The sequence below is a fragment of the Nocardia higoensis genome, from assembly GCF_015477835.1.
Classification (GTDB): Bacteria; Actinomycetota; Actinomycetes; order Mycobacteriales; family Mycobacteriaceae; genus Nocardia; species Nocardia higoensis_A.
Genome location: NZ_JADLQN010000002.1, coordinates 248,819 through 265,792, shown reverse-complemented (window position 1 = coordinate 265,792; position 16,974 = coordinate 248,819). Strand labels below are relative to the sequence as shown.

At 68.2% G+C, this 16,974-nt stretch carries 16 protein-coding genes; 2 read left to right on the top strand and 14 right to left on the bottom strand.

Features of this window, described 5'->3' with window-relative positions; genetic code table 11:
- Position 1: 1 nt before the first annotated feature.
- The 12 genes from IU449_RS15390 to IU449_RS15335 form a co-directional block, all read right to left on the bottom strand.
- Positions 2 to 490: a h domain protein gene (locus IU449_RS15390; RefSeq protein ID WP_195002794.1), complete on the bottom strand. Its 489-nt coding sequence runs from the start codon at positions 488 to 490 to the stop codon at positions 2 to 4.
- The gene (locus IU449_RS15385) at positions 487 to 1,356 is read right to left on the bottom strand and encodes a hypothetical protein (protein ID WP_195002793.1); all 870 of its coding nucleotides are present in this window, start codon (positions 1,354 to 1,356) and stop codon (positions 487 to 489) included. The genes IU449_RS15390 and IU449_RS15385 overlap by 4 nt, the downstream gene beginning before the upstream one ends.
- Positions 1,353 to 2,771, bottom strand: coding sequence for an MCE family protein (locus IU449_RS15380; protein WP_195002792.1), 1,419 nt, complete (start codon positions 2,769 to 2,771; stop codon positions 1,353 to 1,355). Before IU449_RS15380 ends, IU449_RS15385 begins: the two co-directional genes overlap by 4 nt.
- Positions 2,768 to 3,991 carry an MCE family protein gene (locus tag IU449_RS15375; RefSeq protein ID WP_195002791.1) on the bottom strand — a complete coding sequence of 408 codons (1,224 nt, stop codon included), beginning with the start codon at positions 3,989 to 3,991 and terminating at the stop codon, positions 2,768 to 2,770. Before IU449_RS15375 ends, IU449_RS15380 begins: the two co-directional genes overlap by 4 nt.
- On the bottom strand, positions 3,988 to 5,286 hold the full coding sequence (locus IU449_RS15370) for an MCE family protein (RefSeq protein WP_195002790.1): 1,299 nt from the start codon (positions 5,284 to 5,286) through the stop codon (positions 3,988 to 3,990). Before IU449_RS15370 ends, IU449_RS15375 begins: the two co-directional genes overlap by 4 nt.
- Positions 5,283 to 6,377 (bottom strand): MCE family protein, encoded by a 1,095-nt coding sequence (locus tag IU449_RS15365; RefSeq protein ID WP_195002789.1) that lies wholly within the window; start codon positions 6,375 to 6,377, stop codon positions 5,283 to 5,285. Before IU449_RS15365 ends, IU449_RS15370 begins: the two co-directional genes overlap by 4 nt.
- Positions 6,374 to 7,423: an MCE family protein gene (locus IU449_RS15360; protein ID WP_195002788.1), complete on the bottom strand. Its 1,050-nt coding sequence runs from the start codon at positions 7,421 to 7,423 to the stop codon at positions 6,374 to 6,376. Before IU449_RS15360 ends, IU449_RS15365 begins: the two co-directional genes overlap by 4 nt.
- A complete protein-coding gene (locus IU449_RS15355; protein WP_195002787.1) occupies positions 7,420 to 8,622 on the bottom strand; it encodes an MCE family protein in 1,203 nt (400 codons plus the stop codon). Before IU449_RS15355 ends, IU449_RS15360 begins: the two co-directional genes overlap by 4 nt.
- Positions 8,623 to 8,635: 13 nt before the next feature.
- The gene (locus IU449_RS15350) at positions 8,636 to 9,487 is read right to left on the bottom strand and encodes an MlaE family ABC transporter permease (RefSeq protein ID WP_195002786.1); all 852 of its coding nucleotides are present in this window, start codon (positions 9,485 to 9,487) and stop codon (positions 8,636 to 8,638) included.
- A gap of 4 nt (positions 9,488 to 9,491) precedes the next feature.
- Positions 9,492 to 10,256 carry an MlaE family ABC transporter permease gene (locus tag IU449_RS15345; RefSeq protein WP_195002785.1) on the bottom strand — a complete coding sequence of 255 codons (765 nt, stop codon included), beginning with the start codon at positions 10,254 to 10,256 and terminating at the stop codon, positions 9,492 to 9,494.
- Between the two features lie 355 nt (positions 10,257 to 10,611).
- Entirely contained in the window at positions 10,612 to 11,517 is a 906-nt protein-coding gene (locus IU449_RS15340) for a 3-oxoacyl-ACP reductase (protein WP_195002784.1), read from the bottom strand.
- 42 nt (positions 11,518 to 11,559) lie between these two features.
- Positions 11,560 to 11,748: a ferredoxin gene (locus IU449_RS15335; protein ID WP_195002783.1), complete on the bottom strand. Its 189-nt coding sequence runs from the start codon at positions 11,746 to 11,748 to the stop codon at positions 11,560 to 11,562.
- Positions 11,749 to 11,930: 182 nt separating this feature from the next.
- Between IU449_RS15335 and IU449_RS15330 the strand changes: the two genes are divergently transcribed.
- Positions 11,931 to 13,124: an acyl-CoA dehydrogenase family protein gene (locus IU449_RS15330; RefSeq protein ID WP_195002782.1), complete on the top strand. Its 1,194-nt coding sequence runs from the start codon at positions 11,931 to 11,933 to the stop codon at positions 13,122 to 13,124.
- 34 nt (positions 13,125 to 13,158) lie between these two features.
- Complete coding sequence (locus tag IU449_RS15325; RefSeq protein WP_195002781.1) at positions 13,159 to 14,289, top strand: acyl-CoA dehydrogenase family protein; 1,131 nt, start codon at positions 13,159 to 13,161, stop codon at positions 14,287 to 14,289.
- 85 nt (positions 14,290 to 14,374) lie between these two features.
- Here IU449_RS15325 and IU449_RS15320 read toward each other — a convergent pair whose 3' ends face one another.
- A complete protein-coding gene (locus IU449_RS15320; RefSeq protein WP_195002780.1) occupies positions 14,375 to 15,175 on the bottom strand; it encodes an acyl-CoA thioesterase domain-containing protein in 801 nt (266 codons plus the stop codon).
- 72 nt (positions 15,176 to 15,247) lie between these two features.
- On the bottom strand, positions 15,248 to 16,912 hold the full coding sequence (locus IU449_RS15315; RefSeq protein ID WP_195002779.1) for an acyl-CoA synthetase: 1,665 nt from the start codon (positions 16,910 to 16,912) through the stop codon (positions 15,248 to 15,250).
- Positions 16,913 to 16,974: the final 62 nt, after the last annotated feature.

Below are 16,974 nucleotides of genomic sequence, written 5' to 3'. Positions count from 1 at the left end.
TTCAGATGGGGGTGACGGCGTCGACCAGCCAGCGGTCGCCGTCCTTGTCCAGTTCGACGCGCAGTCTGCTGCCGGTGGTGGTGCCCTCCGGGCTGTCCTTGCTGGTGGTCACCTGGTTGAGGAACAGCATTACCACGGCGTGTTCGCGATCGGCGTCGACGATGCCACCCGCCTGCGCGGTGGCCATGACGCTGAGCTGCTTCTCCTTGGCGCCGGGCGCGATGGCGCTGGTGATCAGCGCCAGATAGTCCTCGCGGAAGGCGGGCGAGAGCAGGTCGGCCGTCTTCGGCAGTTCGGTGTCGACAGTGGTGTATTCGTAGCTGAACATGGCGGGCACGGTCGTGGTGGCCGCCGCCAGCGCCTGCTCACGGGCCTTGTCGTCCTGGTCGGCACTCCAGTAGCGGTAGCCGCCGAAACCCATGACCAGCAGCGCGGACAGGGCGAGCACGCCCGCGAGGAACGCCGCGATCACTCCTGGGGTGAATTTCATGGCACGAACTCCACATTCGAGGCCGTCAGGCCGGAGTCGGATTCGGATACCGTCACCCGGAAGCGGTAGTACCGCGTCTGCGGCCCCTCCTGGCCCGCGTTGGTGAGGCTCTGCTTGGCAGCGACGAGCACCTTCGCCGAATTCTCCTCGTCGCTCTCCAGGGCGGCCTCGACGATCTCACCGGTGGCACGGACCTCGGCCTGCTGCACGATGGTGAGGAACGGATCGACCCGACCGTCGAACTCGGTCTTGAACTTGCCCGACGCCAGCGACAGGATGCGGTCGATGTCCTCCGCGGCCGTGTCGGCGTTGATGGTGGTGAGGTTCAGGATCGCCTGCTCGGCGGTCTGCACGTATTCGGTGCGCCGGTCGGCCTGGCGGTCGATGGAGCGGACGGCGAACACCGAGACCACCGCGCCGGCCACCAGCGCGGCGATCAGTACCGCGGCGGCCGCGACGAGCACGATGCCGCGCGTACCGAAACCGGTGGAGCGGGCGGGCACGTCCCCGGCGACGGACTCCTCCGCCGACTTCGACGACACGACCGTGGCCGCTTCGCCGGACACGTCCTCGTCGGCGGACGGGTCCGCGTCCGCCGACTTCGACAGCACCACCGTGGCGGACTCGGCGTCGGCTATCTGTTCGTCGGACTTCTTCGCCGCGGCCGGCGTCTTCGGCTTCGCTTCGGCGCCGACGGCCGCCCGCTGCCCGGCAGCGGACCGAGTCGCCGACTTCGAGGCCCCCGCGGTCGTCTTCGCGGTCGCCGACGCACCGGTATCGGCCGCACCGGCATCCTCCACCGGTGGGCCCGCGGTGCGGACCGCCCGGCGGCGGGTACGTCGTGAATCGTCGTTGATATCACTCATCGTTGCTGCTCCTCGAGCATCGCCTGCCAGCTCGACGGTACCGTCCCCGAACCGCCGGGGGCGACATCTCCTTGCCGATAGGTGCGGCCGTCGGTGCCGATGTAGACACCTGTGGACGGATCGTAGGACCGCCCCGCCGCGGGCGCCTGGTACGAGGCGGGGGCGGTGGTGCCGGGATCCTCGCCGGAGCCCGCGGCCGGGGGGACCGGATTCACCGGGCCGTACGCCGGTTCGTCGCCCAGCGGGACGTATCCCGTGCGGCACAGTTCGGGGGTGGGCGCGCGCCTGCCCGGGTACTCCATGCACGGGGTGTTGCGGATGCCGCGCACCTCGATCGGCGAGTCCTGCGGGAGCTTGCAGTACAGGCCGGGCGGGGTGGGGATGTAGTCGGTCTCACTCGGCGAGCGCCGCTGGTCCGCGGGCAGGAAGCCGGTGGTGCACGCGGGCGGGTCGTGCACGGTCGTCATGAAGTCGACCATGACGCCGTATTCCAGCGGGCCGCGGATCGCGGTGATGAGGGAGGCGATCAGCGGCGGATACACCACCAGTATCTGTTCGATGCCCGGGTGGTAGATCGAGGACACCTGTCCGACGCTGACCAGATTGGACAGCAGGATCGGCAGCGTGGGTTGCAGCTCGTTGAACTGCTGGGTCACCCGCGCCATCGCGGCGGGGCTGTCCTGGAGCAGGCTGCGCAGGGAGGGGTCGTGGGCACGCAGTTGGTCGGTGAGGGTGGCCAGGTCGGCGGTCCAGGATCGGATGGCGTCCTCGGAACGGACCTGGGTGTCCAGCAGCGGGCCGATCTGCTCGATCAGCTTCTTGGTCGGCTCGGTACTGTCCTGGGCCTCCTGCACCAGCAGTGCGGCCGAGTCGATGAAGCGCTGCAGATCCGGGCCCGCGCCGTTGAACGCCTTGAACGCCTCGTCGATCACCTGGCGCAGCCGGGTGTCCTGCACGCTGGCCAGCAGCCGCTCGGTCTGGTCGAGCAGCGCGCCGACGTCCTGGGGCAGCTGGGTGCGCTCGACGGGGATGACCGCGCCGTCTCCCAACTCGCCGCCGGTCGACGGGTCCGGCGGGATCAGATCGACGTACTGCTCGCCGATCGCCGAGACACTGCGCACCCAGGCGTCCACGTCGGCGGGGATCGGGTAGTCGCTGTCGATGGACAGTTCGGCTTCCACGCCCTCGGTGGTGAGCCGAACCTCCTTCACCCGCCCCACATTGGTGCCGCGATAGGTGACATTGGCGTGCTCGTAGAGCCCACCGGTGGCGGCCAGCTGCACGGTCACCTGGTAGCGGCCGATGCCGAACATGGCGGGCAGTTGCACATAGGTGCCCGCCATGACGGTCAGGCCGACCACGGTGAGGATCGAGAAGATCACCAACTGGGTGCGGACGAACCGGGTCAGTTTCATGGCTGTCCCCCTTCCAGCGGAACGGTCAGACCGGGAATGGCGGGCAGACCGGGGATCGGCGGCAGTCCGGGAATGGTCGGGGTGGGCGAGGGCGTCGGCGCGGGTTCGGCGAGCGGACCGGTGGCCGGGTTGCCGACGTCGCTGGCCGTGCTCGGCGCGAAGCTGCCGACAATGCCTTCCACGCCGCCGAAGCGACCACCCAGCGGGGTGCCCGACAGCCAGTTGGAGTCCAGGCGTTTGCCGGTCATGTCGACGGTCATGAACAGGTTCAGGTAATCGCCCTTGATGGCCTTGTCCAGGTTCTTCAACGGGAACGGGAACGTCAGCAGGATCTTCAGCGACTCGGCGAGATTGCCGCCGGTGTCGGCCAGCTGCTGCAGGGTCGGCCAGAGCGCGTCGAGGTTGGCCTTCAGGTTCTCCCCGCTGGTGTCGATGACCCGCTGGGTGACATCACTGAGCTCGCCCAGCGCGGTGATCGCGCGGGTGATGTTCTCCCTGCGGTCGGCCAGCACAGTCAGCGCCGGATGGATTCCGTCGAGCGCGTTCTCGAGCACCACCCGCTGATCGGCGAGTTGCCCGCCGAAGCGGTCGAGCCCTTCCATCGCGGCGATGATGTCGCCGGTCTGCGCCTGCAGATTGGTGGTCAGCTCGTTCAGCTGCGGCATCAGGTCGCGAATGGCGTCCTCACGGCCGGTCAGGGCCGCGTTCAGTTCGGTGGTGATGGTCTCGAGCTGCGCGATGCCGCCGCCATTGAGCACCACCGACAGCGAGGACAGCACTTCCTCGGTGGTCGGGTAGGCGCCTGCGCGGGCCAGCGGGATCACATCGCCCGGCTCGAGCTGTCCTTCCGGCGCGACGTCCTCGGGTGCGGCCAGCTCGACGTGGTTGGAGCCGAGCAGACTGGTCTGGCCGATCCGGGCGACAGCGTTGGCGGGCAGGCGCACCTCCGGATTCAGTGAGACGGTCACCAGCGCGTGCCAGTCCTGCACCACGATGTCGGTCACCGAGCCCACATCGACGTCGTCGACGCGCACCGGCGAGTTCTGCGTCAGCGTGGTGACATTGGGCATCTGGATCTGCACCTGGTAGGCGCCCTCGCCCGTGCCCTCCGCACCCGGCATGGGCAGCGAGTTCAGGCCGGTCCATTCACAGCCGGTGGTGGCCAGTGCCAGGCTCACCCCCAGCGCGAGCACCGCGGTCGTGCGGCGTGCGCGGCTCATCGTCCACCTCCGGGAATCGCCAGTCCGGCCAGCCCGCTGGGCACGACGACCGGCGCGGGTGCGGGCGCGGCCCGCGGGTTCTTCACCGATTCGGGCACCTCGTCGGCCAGGCTCGGCGGACTGAAGGTGAGCTGGTTCGGGAAGGCGTGCACGCCGGTGGCCGGGTTGACCATGATCGGCGCGTAGTTCATCGCCAGCGAGTCGATGACCGGGGCCAGATGGGTCGCGCACAGGTCGGCGCTGCGATCGGAGTCGTTCTCCTCGAGCGCGCGCACCGAACCGCACAGGAAGCTCAGCGGGTCGGCGGTGTTGTTGAGCGCGACGGCGCCGGTGAAGCTCCCTTGGGCCGGCTTGTAGAGCTGGTAGAAGTTCACCAGCGCGGTCGGGCCGGAGTGCAGCACTCGTTCGACCTCCGGGCGCTTGTCCACCAGGATCTGGGTGACCTCGGCCAGGCGCTGGGTGCTGTCGGTGAGTTCGGCGCCGCTGGAATCCAGGAAACGCTGCACGTCGGCGACGGCCAGATCCAGATTGTCCAGACCCGCCCCGAGGTCGTCGGACACGCCGGCCAGCACCGAGGAGACCGAGGCCAGCCTGCCGCCGAACTGCACGATCTGCTCATTGCTGGCCGAGATGACCTCGACGAACTGCTGCAGATTGCGGATGGTGCCGAACAGGTCGGTGCGACCGTCCGACAGCGTGGTCAAGGTGGCCGACAGTGCGCGCAGCGTTTCGCGCATCCGTTCGCCGTTGCCGTCGAGGTTGTCCGCGGTGGTCTCGACGAAGCGGCCGAAGGAGCCCTGCTCGTCGTCGCCGACCGGCCCCAGCGTGGTCGCCAGCTCGGACAGTTCGGTCTTGATGTCGTCCCATTCGACCGGGACGGCGGTCCGCTCGATCGGGATCTCGTCGCCGTCGACCAGCTTGTCGCCGCCGGTGTAGGCCGGGGCGAGCTGGATGAAGCGGGCGGTCACCAGCGAGGGCGAGACGATGACGGCGCGAGCGTCGGCGGGGATGTCGACGCCGCGGTCGACGGTCATGCGCACCTTCACCTGCTCGTCACCGGGCTCGACCGAATCGACCTTGCCGACCGGGACGCCGAGCACCCGCACGTCGTCGCCCTTGTACAGGCCCGAGGTGGACGGGAAGTAGGCGGTGATCCGCATGGTGCTGATCCGGGTGACGCCGATGTAGAGCAGCGCCCCGACGAGGGCGACGACGATCGCGGCGGCGACCAGCAGCGCCCAGCGCGGCGGCCTGCGCAGTCCGGAGGTCCGGTCGGCGGTGTCAGATGTGGTCATCGTGGCGGCTCCTGCACGGCCGGCTCGATCGAGGGCGGCGGGTTCAAGAAGAAGTTGCGCAGATCGTCGGGCAGATGCTCCGGCCACACCAGCGCGTCGACGAGGGGTTGCAGGCCGACGCTGGTCGCGTTGACGACGTAGGCGTTGAACCACGGCCCGTTGCCGACCTGTTCACCGAGGGCCGCCGCGAACGGGCCGAGCCCGTCGAGCGCCTCGCTGATGTCCTGGCGGTTGCGCTGCAACACATCCAGCACCTGATTGAGCTTGTCCAACGCGGGCGCGAGCTGCGCCTCGTTGTCGGCGACGAGTCCGCGCAGTTCCTGAGCCAGCCCGTTGACGTGGACGATCAGCTGGCCGAGCGCGGTGCGCCTGGCGTCGAGTTCACCGAGCAGCTGGTTGCCGTCCAAGAGCAGCGCGTTGATCTGCTGGCTGCGGTCGGAGAGGATCTTCGTGACGCTCTGCGCCCGTTCCAGCAGCTGCGAGAGCGCCTCGTCGCGGGTGTTGATGGTGCGCGAGAGTTCGGTGATGCCGTCGAGGGCGCCGCGCAACGGCGCGGGGGTGTCGGCGAAGGTCACCGACAGCGCGTCCAGGGTCTCGTCGACCTTCTGCATGTCCAGGCCCCCGACGGTGGTGGCGAGTTCGCCGAGCGCGTCGTTGAGCGAGTACGGCGAGGTGGTGCGCTCGAGCGGGATGGTGTCGTCGCGACGCAGCGCGCCCGCGCCGTCGGGCACCACCTCGAGCGACTTGCGCCCGAGCACGGTATTGGTCTTGATCGCGGCGGAGGTCCTGTCCCCCAGCACGAGCGTCTCGTCGACGGTGAACCTCACCAGCACCTTGTCCCCGGCCAGCTCCACGCCGTCGACCCGGCCCGACCGCACCCCGGCGACCTGCACATGGTCACCGGGCAGCAGTCCGCCCGCGTCGGCGAAGAAGGCGGTGTAGCTCGCGCCGGAGCGGATGAACGGCAGCCGGTCGAACTGCAGTGCCGACAGCGCCACGCAGACCGCGACGACGACGCCGACGATGCCGATGGTGATGGCGGGCGAGCGGTTCCCTGTCTTTCCGGCGTCTGTCTTTCCGGTGTCTGTCATTCCGCCGCACACCTTCCCGTGTCCTGACCGCCGGGCATGTTGACCAGCAGCGGTTTACCGTCGGGACCGTCGATCAGGAAGTTCGTGGCGCAGACGTAGAGGGCCAGGAACGAGCCGTAGGAACCGATGCGGATCAGCTTGCGGTAGGTCTCGGGCAGTTGCTGGATGACCCACTCCATGGTGTCTTCGCCGGCGTTGAGATTGCCCGCCAGCCGATCGGTCTGTTCGACGGTGGCGCGCAGATCCGGCCGAGCCTGGGCGAGCAGATCGGTGAGGTCGCCGGTGGCGCCGGCGATCCTGGGGATGGCCGAGGCGATCGGGTCGCTGTCCGCGGCCAGCCCGCTGACCAGGCGCTGCAGTTCGTTCAGGGTGGTGTCGAACTGCTGGTCGCGCTCGTCGATGGTGGCGAGCACGGTGTTGAGGTTGTCGATGACGCTGCCGATCAGCGCGTCGCGCTCGCCGAGGGTCCGGGCGAAGGAGCCGCCACTGTCGAGCAGGGAGACCAGCGTGCCGCCCTGGCCCTGGAACACCTGCAGCAACGCATTGGTGAGGTCGTTGACCTGGCCGGGGTCCAGGCCGCGCAGCAGCGGCTTGAATCCGCCGAGCAGCATGTCCAGATCCAGCGCGGGCGCGGTCTGCTGCACGGGAATGGTGCCACCGGGGCGCAGCTCGTCGGCGCTGCCCGGCCCCTCGACCAGTTCCAGATAGCGGTCGCCGACGAGGTTCTCGTACTTGATCTGGGCACGGGTGCTGGTGAGCAGCCGGTACTTGCGGTCGATGTCGAATTCGACGTGGGCCAGGTAGTCGCCGCCGGGCTCGTTCGCGTCGGACCTGTCCACCTCCACCGAACTGATCGATCCGACCGGCACGCCCGCGATGCGCACCTTGTCGCCGGGCAGGATGCCCGAGGAGCTGGTGAACACGGCGTGGTAGCCGTCCTGTCTGGCGAAGCGCATCTGACTGAACACGACGGCCAGGCCGGCGAAGATCAGCGCCATCACCAGGGTGAAGATGGTCAGTTTGACCGTGGTCGCGGTGTTTTTCACGGCGCGCTCACCCCCGGAAGACCTCCCAGCAGCAACTGGAACACTTTGGGACCGTTGAATTTCGTTTCCATGGACGGCACGTACGGCATGCCCTGACTGGTGTCGGTGACGACGTAGTTCACATGGCTGCCGGGCACCCGGTCGACCAGGCCCTCGCAGCGCGGACCGCCGGTGGCGTTCACCTTCGGCAGGTCGTCGGGATAGGAGTAGGGCTCGGCGCCGAACATGAAGTTGGTGTTCATGGCGACACCGGGCTGCAGGCCGCCGAACACCGCCTCGCCGAGGGGCATCATCGCGGCCACCGCGTTGATCATGCACTGCGTGCCCGGCGCGTACTGCTCGAGCAGTTGCGTGGTCGGGCGCAGCAGATCCAGCGCCGTCCCCAGGTTCTGCTCGTTCTCCCGCAGCACCGCGCCCGTGGTGTCGGCCAGGCCGATCAGGTTGGCCAGCACGTCGTCGAGGCTCGCCTGTTCGTCGACCAGCGCGGAACTGGTGACGACCGCATTGTCCACCATGCGCAGCAGATCAGGGGCGGTGTCGGCGTAGAGGTGGCCGACCTGCGCGGTCACCCGCAGATCCTCGCGCAGGGTGGGCAGCGTCGGGTTCATCTCGCGCAGGTACCCGTCCAGGTCTTCCATCAGCTGCCCCAGTGTCTCGCCGCGACCGTTCAGGGCTTGGCCGAGCGCGGCCAGCGTCGCGTTGAGCTTCTGCGGCTCGAGTTCGGTCAGGATGTCGGACAGCTGCTGGAACAGCGTGTTGAACTCGACGGTCACGTGGTCGGCGACCACCGTCGCGCCCGCCCGCAACGTTTCGGCCGACGGATTCTCCGGGATCTGGAAGTTGACGTACTTGGCGCCGAACACCGTGGTGGACCGGATGTCGACGGTCGCGTTGGCCGGCACCAGCTTCAGCTTGTCCGGATCCAGCGCCAGCTTCAGCGTCGCGTCCTCACCGTTGTGATCGATCTGCGCCACCGTGCCGATCTCCACGCCGCGCACCTTCACCTTGGCGTCGGGATCGAGGACCAGACCGCTGCGGGGCGCCTGCACCAGCACCGTGGCCGTGGTGGTGAAACCGCCGACGAACATGGTCAGCGCGACCGCGACGACGGCCACCAACCCGAGCACCATCGCCAGGCCCGCCAGTTTGAGGCCGAGCGGGCTGTCCAGCCTGCTCTGTGAATTCTTCGTACCCGCCATGTCCTGAGCCCGTCTACCCGGAGAGGTGGAAGTTGCCGGAGGTGCCGTAGATGGCCAGCGACATCAACAGCGTCACCGTGACCACCGCGACCAGTGAGGCGCGCACCGCATTGCCGACCGCGACGCCGACCCCGACCGGGCCGCCCGCGGCGAAATATCCGTAATAGGTGTGAATCATCATGACCGCCAACGCCATCAGGATCGCCTGCGCGAAAGACCACAGGATGTCGCTGGGGATGAGGAAGGTCGAGAAGTAATGGTCGTAGACGCCGGCCGACTGGCCGTAGATGACGACCGTGGCGAAGCGCGCCGCGAAGAACGAGGCGATCACCGCCAGCGCGTACAGCGGCACGATCGCGATCATCCCGGCCAGCACCCTGGTGCCGATGAGATACGGCACCGGGCGGATCGCCATCACCTCGAGCGCGTCGATCTCCTCGGAGACCCGCATCGCGCCCAGCTGCGCGGTGGATCCGGCGCCGATAGTGGCCGCCAGACCGATACCGGAGATCACCGGGGCGGCGATGCGCACGTTCAGGAAGGCCGAGAAGAAGCCGGTCAGCGCCTCGACGCCGATATTGCCCAGCGAGCTGTAGCCCTGCACGGCGATGGTGCCGCCGGAGAACAGCGTCAGGAAGCCGACGATCACCACCGTGCCGCCGATCACCGCCAGCGCGCCGGTGCCCATCGAGATCTCGGCGATGAGCCGGATGGTCTCGGTGCGGTAGTGCACCAGCGCGCGGGGGATGGAGGCCAGTGCCCTGGCGTAGAACACCGCGTGCTTGCCGGCTGTATCCAGCGAATCGGAGAGCCGGCGCACCCGTCGCACCGCCTTGGGGAAACGGGAAGCGATCACGAACGACATCGCGTCACCGCGCCGAGAACTTGATGCCGACCGCGGTGACCACCACGTTCACCACGAACAGGGCCATGAAGGCGAAGACGACGGTCTGGTTCACCGCATCACCGACACTCTTGGGACCACCTTTGACGTTCAGGCCGAGATAACAGGCCACCAACCCGGCGATCAGCCCGAACAGCCCGGCCTTCACCTCGGAGATGATCAGCTCGGGCAGATTGGTCAGCAGGGTGATGCCGTTGACGAAGGCGCCCGGATTCACGTCCTGCAGGTACACCGAGAAAAGAAAACCGCCGACGATGCCGATGGTGCACACCAGGCCGTTGAGCATGAGTGCGACGAACATCGAGGCGAGTACGCGCGGCACGACCAGGCGCTGTACCGGGTCGATGCCCAGTACCCGCATGGCGTCGATCTCCTCGCGGATGGTTCGCGCGCCGAGATCGGCGCAGATGGCCGTGGCGCCCGCGCCTGCCACGATGAGCACCGTGACGATCGGGCCGACCTGCGTCACCGCACCGAAAGCGGCGCCCGCGCCGCTGAGGTCGGCGGCGCCGATCTCGCGGAGCAGGATATTCAGCGTGAAGCTCACCAGAACGGTGAACGGGATCGCGACCAGCAGGGTCGGCACGATGGATACGCGCGCGATGAACCAGGACTGATCGATGAACTCACGCGCTTGGAAGGGCCTGCGGAAACTCGCTCGGGCGACATCGGCGCAGAGTTCGAAGAACCCTCCGACGGCGCGAAGCGGAACGGCAAGGACCTCGTTCATCCGCGATCCTCCTAGCTCACTCAGCACTTACGGCGACGGGACACGACCGATCGCCGTGGCCGCTTCGCCGTCATGATTAGAACACGTTCACATCTGAATTGTGAGTTTTTACCCACAATTGACCTGCATTTTGTCGAATGTCAGTCCGCAAAATTTGCAACACGTATCAGCACCATGTACTCCGTGTTTCGTCGATCCGGTGTGAGCCCGAGCACACATGGGGACACACATGTCTACCAAGACGCGGACCGGTGATCAACAAATGGACACTTGATCAGTTGAGCCGCGTCGCCGGTAGCTTCCGCGCGGTGGACCCGAAACCCGGTCCCACCGTCGCGACACCGGGCGCGAGGAGCTACCCCAGATCCTTCAGCGACGACGCCGAGAAGGTGCGATCGGCGGGACGCTCGGCGAAGTAGCCACCCAGCGTGGACGCCAATTCGGTTGCGCCCCAGGCATCTCCAGCAGCATCGAAGCGCTGCTCGACCACGGGTGCCGCCATCAGCGCGACCATCGGCCCGTAGACGACGAACAGCTGCCCGTTCACCGATTCCGCCGCGGGCGAGGCCAGGTACGCGACCAGGTTCGCCACATGATCGGGCGAGAGCGGATCGACAGCGCCCTCGGGCGCGTCGCTGAACACCGCCGCGGTCATCGCGGTCCTGGCCCGCGGGGCGATCGCGTTGGCCCGCACGCCGTAGCGCGCGAGCACCCGCGCGGCCGACAGGGTCAACGCGGTGATGCCCGCCTTGGCCGCGCCGTAGTTCGCCTGACCTTCCGGGCCGAGCAATCCCGCCTCGGAGGAGGTATTGATCAGCCGGCCGTATACCGGAGCTCCGGCCTGCTTGGATTTGTCGCGCCAATACGCGGCCGCATTGCGGGTCAGCAGGAAATGACCGCGCAGATGCACCGCGATCACCGCGTCGAATTCCTCGTCGGACATGTTGAACAGCATCCGGTCGCGGGTGATGCCCGCATTGTTGACCACGATGTCCACACCGCCGAAGGACTGTACGGCGGTGTCGATCAGCGCGTCGGCGGTGGCGCGCTCGGCGATGCTGCCCGCGACGAATTCCACCTTCGCGCCGCAGTCCCTGATCTCGGCGAGGGTTTCGGCGACCGCTTCATTCTCCGCCAGGTCGTTGATCACCACCGAGGCGCCCGCGCGGGCCAGCGCGAGCGCCTCCGCCTTGCCGAGTCCCGCACCCGCACCGGTCACCAGGGCCACCCGGCCCGCCAAGCTCAGATTCGTTTCGCTCACGGGCCGACTCTAGAACGTGTTCCTACCGGTGACAAGCATCGGTCAGAGCAGCTTCAGCGCGGCCTTCGGGCACTGCGCCACCGCATCCTCCACCGCGGCGCGGCGATCGGCGGGCACATCGTCGACGAGGATGTGCAGCTGGTCGTCGTCGTCGAGTTCGAACACGTCGGGGGCGAATCCGACGCAGATTCCGTTGGCCTCGCACTGGTCGAGATCGACGCTGACCTTCATGAGAACTCCTTTACACCCGACTCGGACGCCAGACTACAAGCCGATGCGGGCACTCGCGCGCGCATCGACGGTATTCACCGGCAATACTGGAACATGTTTCAGTCGATATGCAATCATCGGGACAACATCGGTATCGCCCAGAACACCCGCTGACACCCGCCGTCACGACATGAGGTCTCGCCATGCGCATCGCGTACACGCCGCAGCAAGAGGAGCTCCGCGCCCAGCTGCGCGACTACTTCGCCGAACTGCTCACCCCCGAGCGGCGTGCGGCGCTGAGCTCCACCACCGGCGAGTATGGCGAAGGCGACGTGTACCGGGAGGTCGTGCGTGACATGGGCCGCGACGGCTGGCTCGCGCTCGGCTGGCCGAAGGAATTCGGCGGTCAGGACCGCCCCACCATGGACCAGCTGATCTTCACCGACGAGGCGGCCATCGCAGGCGCCCCGGTGCCGTTCCTGACCATCAATTCGGTGGCGCCGACGATCATGCACTACGGCACCGAGGAACAGAAGAAGTTCTTCCTGCCCAAGATCGCCGCGGGGGAACTGCACTTCTCCATCGGCTACTCCGAGCCCGGCGCGGGCACCGATCTGGCCTCGCTGCGCACCACCGCGGTCCGCGACGGCGACGACTACGTGATCAACGGCCAGAAGATGTGGACCAGCCTGATCGCCTACGCCGACTACATCTGGCTGGCGGTGCGCACCGATCCCGATGCCAAGAAGCACAAGGGCATCAGCATGCTCATCGTGCCCGCCGACGCCGAGGGCTTCTCCTGGACTCCGGTGCACACCATGGCGGGCCCCGACACCAGCGCCACCTATTACCAGGACGTGCGGGTGCCGGTCAGCTCGCGGGTGGGCCCGGAGAACGGCGGCTGGGCTCTGGTCACCAACCAGCTCAACCACGAGCGCGTGGCGCTCACCTCCGCGGGCTCGCTGATGACCGGTCTGGCGCAGACCCTGCAATGGGCGCGCGAGACGAAGACCGCCGACGGCTCCCGGGTGATCGACCAGGAATGGGTGCGGGTGAAGCTGGCCGAGGTGCACGCCAAGGTCGAGTACCTGAAGCTGCTGAACTGGGAGATCGCCAGCCGCGCCGACGCGGGCGGCGACGCCGCGCCGCGCCCGTGGGATGCCTCGACCTGCAAGGTGTACGGCACCGAACTGGCGACCGAGGCCTACCGGCTGCTGATGGAGGTACTCGGCCCGCAGGCCTACCTGCGCCAGGACTCGGCGGGCGCGCAACTGCGCGGCAGGCTCGAACGCCTGCACCGCGCCGCACTCATCCTGACCTTCGGCGGTGGCACCAACGAAGTGCAGCGCGACATCATCGCCATGACCGCCCTGCGTCAGCCCGCCTCGGCCCGCTGATCGGCCCACGCGGAACCGGAAAGGTAGACACACCATGGATTTCACGCCCACCGAGGGCCAGCTCGATCTCGCCGCACTGACCGGCGAGGTGTGCGCCAAGCTGGTGACCGCCGACCGGCTGCGCGAACTCGACACCACCGCGAGCCGGACAGGCGCAGGGCGCTTCGACGAACCGCTGTGGGCCGCGCTCGCCGAGACCGGCATCCTGTCCGCGACGGTGCCCGAAGACGTCGGCGGCAACGGGCTCGGTGCGCTCGAGCAGTACGCGGTGCTGCGCGAACTCGGCAAAGTGGTGGCCGCCGTGCCCTACCTGTGGTCGGTGGTCGTCGGCGCGGGCACGCTGGCGCGCTTCGGTTCCGACCAGCAGCGGGAATGGGCGCGCCGCGCGGGCACCGGCTCGGCCGTCCTCAGCGCCGCGCTGATCGAAGAGTTCAACTACCGCCCCGAAGCGCCCGCCACCGCCGCGACCGAGAGCGCGGACGGCTGGCGGCTGACCGGCACCAAGATCACCGTTCCCTACGCCGACCGCGCGGCGCGCCTGCTCGTCTCCGCCCAGGTGGCGGGCTCGCCCGCCGTGTTCCTGGTCGATCCGGCGGCCGAAGGCGTGCGGATCACGCCCCAGCAGGTCGTCGATCTCGGCGCCGAGTCCATCGTCGAATTCACCGATGCCCCCGCCGAGCTGATCGGCCCGGAGGGCGCGCCGGAGAACGGCGCGACCGTCCTGGACTGGCTGCTGACCCGCGCCTGGTTCGGGCTGAGCGCCCAACAGCTCGGCACCTTGGAGCGCGCGCTGGACCTCGTCGCGGGCTACGCCAGGGAACGCGAGCAGTTCGGCAAGGCCATCGGAAGCTTCCAGGCCGTCGCCCAGCGCCTTGCCGACGCCTATATCGACGTCCAGGGCCTGCGCCTGGCCGTCACCCAGGCCGCGTGGCGGCTGGCCGAGGAACTGCCTGCCGCCGAGGCCGTGCACACCGCCAAGTTCTGGGCCGCCGACGCGGGCCACCGCGTCGCCCACACCGTCGTCCACATCCACGGTGGCGTCGGCATCGACCGCGACCACATCGTGCACAACTACTTCACCGCCGCCAAGCACAACGAATTCGCCCTCGGCGGAGCCACCGACCACCTGCGCGCCCTCGGCGCGCTCTTGGCCGACCCCGCCTGAGCGGGCTCGTGCACGGCGAAGCCGCCCGGCGACAAGCGTCGCCTGGGCGGCTTCGTCGTCCGAAGTCGTCGCGCGGCCCGTCTACCTAGCGTCGCGAGAAGTCCACCTGGGCGGCGGGATTGGCCACCGCCGTGGTCACGCCCGCGCCGAACGGCCCGTCCTCGTCGAACAGCGTGGCATTGCCGACCGCGATCCCGTCGGCGCTGAAGTGGTTCTCGGCCTGCACGCCGATCGCGCCGCCGCGTGGCAGCCTGCTCAGCACCAGGGTGAGGTCGCCGTTGATGAAGCCGACGCCCTGTGCGCCCCAGTTGGTCAGCATGCTGGTCGATTCGCCGACGGTGGCCACGGTGGCGAGCACATTCGGCTCCTCGCCGAGGATCACCGGGAACGGCCGCTGCCAGGTGCGCTTGCGCTGGTCGTTCTGGTGTCCGCCCAGGCGGCGTGACCAGCCGGCGGGGTCCTCGCCGCTGTTCCACAGATACGACACCGGCCCGCCGCTCAGCTCGGCGGGCGGCGGCGCGGGGATCTCACCACGGGTCCAGACCTCGCCCGGCGGCTGTTCGGAGGGGCGGAGGAACACCGCGGTGGCCCTGGCCACCGCACGGCCTTCCTGGAGCAGCTGAGCGTCGGCCACGGCGATGCGCGACCCGCGGCGGACCTCCACGGTGGTGACCTCGAGCGGCTTGCGCAGCGTCGCGCGGAACAGGTCGACGGTGAGCCGCGCCGGCACGAAACCTTCCGGCCGGTGCGCCGAGTCGAGCTCACCGGCGAGCAGACCGCAGATCGCGGGCCCGTTGACCATGTCGGGCGACCACGCGCCGACCGCGGCGGGCAGCGGCTCGAAACCACGGTCGGTGCGCTCGAAGAACGCGGGCGGAATATTCATCTCACTCCTGTCCGCCGCCGGGCGCGAAAAAGCCGCCGCGTCGTGACGCGGCGGCCCCTCGACCCTTCGGCCCTACTGCTGTGCCGGTTGCTTGGCGCCCGCCTCCGCGTGCGCGTCGGCCGGACGCGCCTCGGTCTGTTCCTTGGCCCAGCGGTAATCCGGCTTGCCCGCGGGCGAGCGCTTGATCTCGTCGACGAACCACAGGCTACGCGGATGCTTGTAGGAGGCGATCTCCTGGGTGAGCACCGGACGCAGCTCCTCGATGCTCGGGCGGTTCTCGCCGCGACACTGCACCACCGCGCAGACCCGCTGCCCCCAGCGCTCGTCCTCGACTCCGACGACCAGCGCGTCGAAGATGTCCGGATGCGCCTTGAGCGCGCCCTCGACCTCTTCCGGGAAGATCTTCTCGCCGCCGGAGTTGATGCTCACCGAACCACGCCCGAGCATGGTGACGGTGCCGTCCTCCTCCACGCGCGCGAAGTCGCCCGGGATCGAGTAGCGGATCCCGTTGAACTCTTTGAACGTCGCCGCTGTCTTGGCCTCGTCCTTGTAGTAGCCGAGCGGGATGTGGCCCTTGCGCGCCAGCACACCGATCTGCCCGGAGCCGGGGACCACCGGATTGCCCTGCTCGTCGAGCACCTCGGTGGAGGCGTCGATCTTCACCCGAGGACCGCCGCTGTTCCCGGCCCCCTTGGCGGCCATGCTGATGCCGGCGAAGCCGGTCTCCGAGGAGCCGATCGAGTCGGTGATGACCCGGTTGGGCAGCAGATCGAGGTACTTCTCCTTGATGCTCGGGGAGAACAGCGCCGCGCTGCTGGCGATCGCGTACAGACTCGACGGCTCGTAGGGCTTACCGGTCTCCGGGTTGCCCTCCAGCAGCGCGTCCAGCATCGGCCGTCCCATGGCGTCGCCGGTGATGAACAGGACATTCACCGCGTGCCGTTCGATGGCCTGCCACACCCCGTGCCCGCTGAACTCCGGCAGCATGACGACCTTGCCGCCGCCGAACAGGCTCTGGAAGGTCGCCCACTGCGAACCGCCGTGGATCATCGGCGGGATCGGGTACCGGGTCAGCGCGCCGTTGGTCTGCCCTTCCTTGGCCAGATCCCACTCGTCGCCCACGACCGCGCCGGTCATGAAGTTGATGCCGCCGCCGAGCACGCGCCAGACGTCTTCCTGCCGCCACATGACGCCCTTGGGCATGCCTGTGGTGCCGCCGGTGTAGAGCATGTAGAGGTCGTCGGGCGAGCGTTCGCCGAAATCCCGCTCCCCGGAGGACTGCGCCAGCGCCGCTTCGTATTCGACCGAATCGGCTGCGGTCGCGATGGTGCCGGTCGTATCGTCGTCGACGACGACGACGGTGCCCAGTTTCGGCGTATTGGCGCGCACGGCGGCCACCTTGTCGCTGTAGCGCCGCTCGTGGATCAGCGCCACCATGTCCGAGTTGTCGAAGATGTACTGCAACTCGTTCTCGACGTAACGGTAGTTGACGTTGATCATCACCGCGCGCGCCTTGAACACCGCGACCATGGCCTCGACGGCCTCAACGGTGTTACGCGAGTAGATACCCACCTTGTCGCCGGGCTTCACGCCCTGCTCGAGCAGGTGGTGGGCCAGTTTGTTGGCTCGCTCCTCCAGCTGTGCGTAAGTCACCTCACGGGCGTCGTCGACCAGCGCGACGCGGTCGGGCATGAGGTCGACGGCATGTTCGACGAGGTCCGCTATGTTGTAGCTCACAACCCCCAAAATAGAACGTGTTACTGTTTCTGACAAGACTCGAGCAGTCAGGAGAACAGAAG

Coding starts and splice junctions, on each gene's coding strand:
- IU449_RS15365 (WP_195002789.1), bottom strand. CDS start 6,377: ATGACAGACACCGGAAAGACAGACGCCGGAAAGACAGGGAACCGCTCG.
- IU449_RS15330 (WP_195002782.1), top strand. CDS start 11,931: ATGCGCATCGCGTACACGCCGCAGCAAGAGGAGCTCCGCGCCCAGCTG.
- IU449_RS15335 (WP_195002783.1), bottom strand. CDS start 11,748: ATGAAGGTCAGCGTCGATCTCGACCAGTGCGAGGCCAACGGAATCTGC.
- IU449_RS15320 (WP_195002780.1), bottom strand. CDS start 15,175: ATGAATATTCCGCCCGCGTTCTTCGAGCGCACCGACCGTGGTTTCGAG.
- IU449_RS15385 (WP_195002793.1), bottom strand. CDS start 1,356: ATGAGTGATATCAACGACGATTCACGACGTACCCGCCGCCGGGCGGTC.
- IU449_RS15350 (WP_195002786.1), bottom strand. CDS start 9,487: ATGTCGTTCGTGATCGCTTCCCGTTTCCCCAAGGCGGTGCGACGGGTG.
- IU449_RS15390 (WP_195002794.1), bottom strand. CDS start 490: ATGAAATTCACCCCAGGAGTGATCGCGGCGTTCCTCGCGGGCGTGCTC.
- IU449_RS15375 (WP_195002791.1), bottom strand. CDS start 3,991: ATGAGCCGCGCACGCCGCACGACCGCGGTGCTCGCGCTGGGGGTGAGC.
- IU449_RS15325 (WP_195002781.1), top strand. CDS start 13,159: ATGGATTTCACGCCCACCGAGGGCCAGCTCGATCTCGCCGCACTGACC.
- IU449_RS15380 (WP_195002792.1), bottom strand. CDS start 2,771: ATGAAACTGACCCGGTTCGTCCGCACCCAGTTGGTGATCTTCTCGATC.
- IU449_RS15370 (WP_195002790.1), bottom strand. CDS start 5,286: ATGACCACATCTGACACCGCCGACCGGACCTCCGGACTGCGCAGGCCG.
- IU449_RS15345 (WP_195002785.1), bottom strand. CDS start 10,256: ATGAACGAGGTCCTTGCCGTTCCGCTTCGCGCCGTCGGAGGGTTCTTC.
- IU449_RS15355 (WP_195002787.1), bottom strand. CDS start 8,622: ATGGCGGGTACGAAGAATTCACAGAGCAGGCTGGACAGCCCGCTCGGC.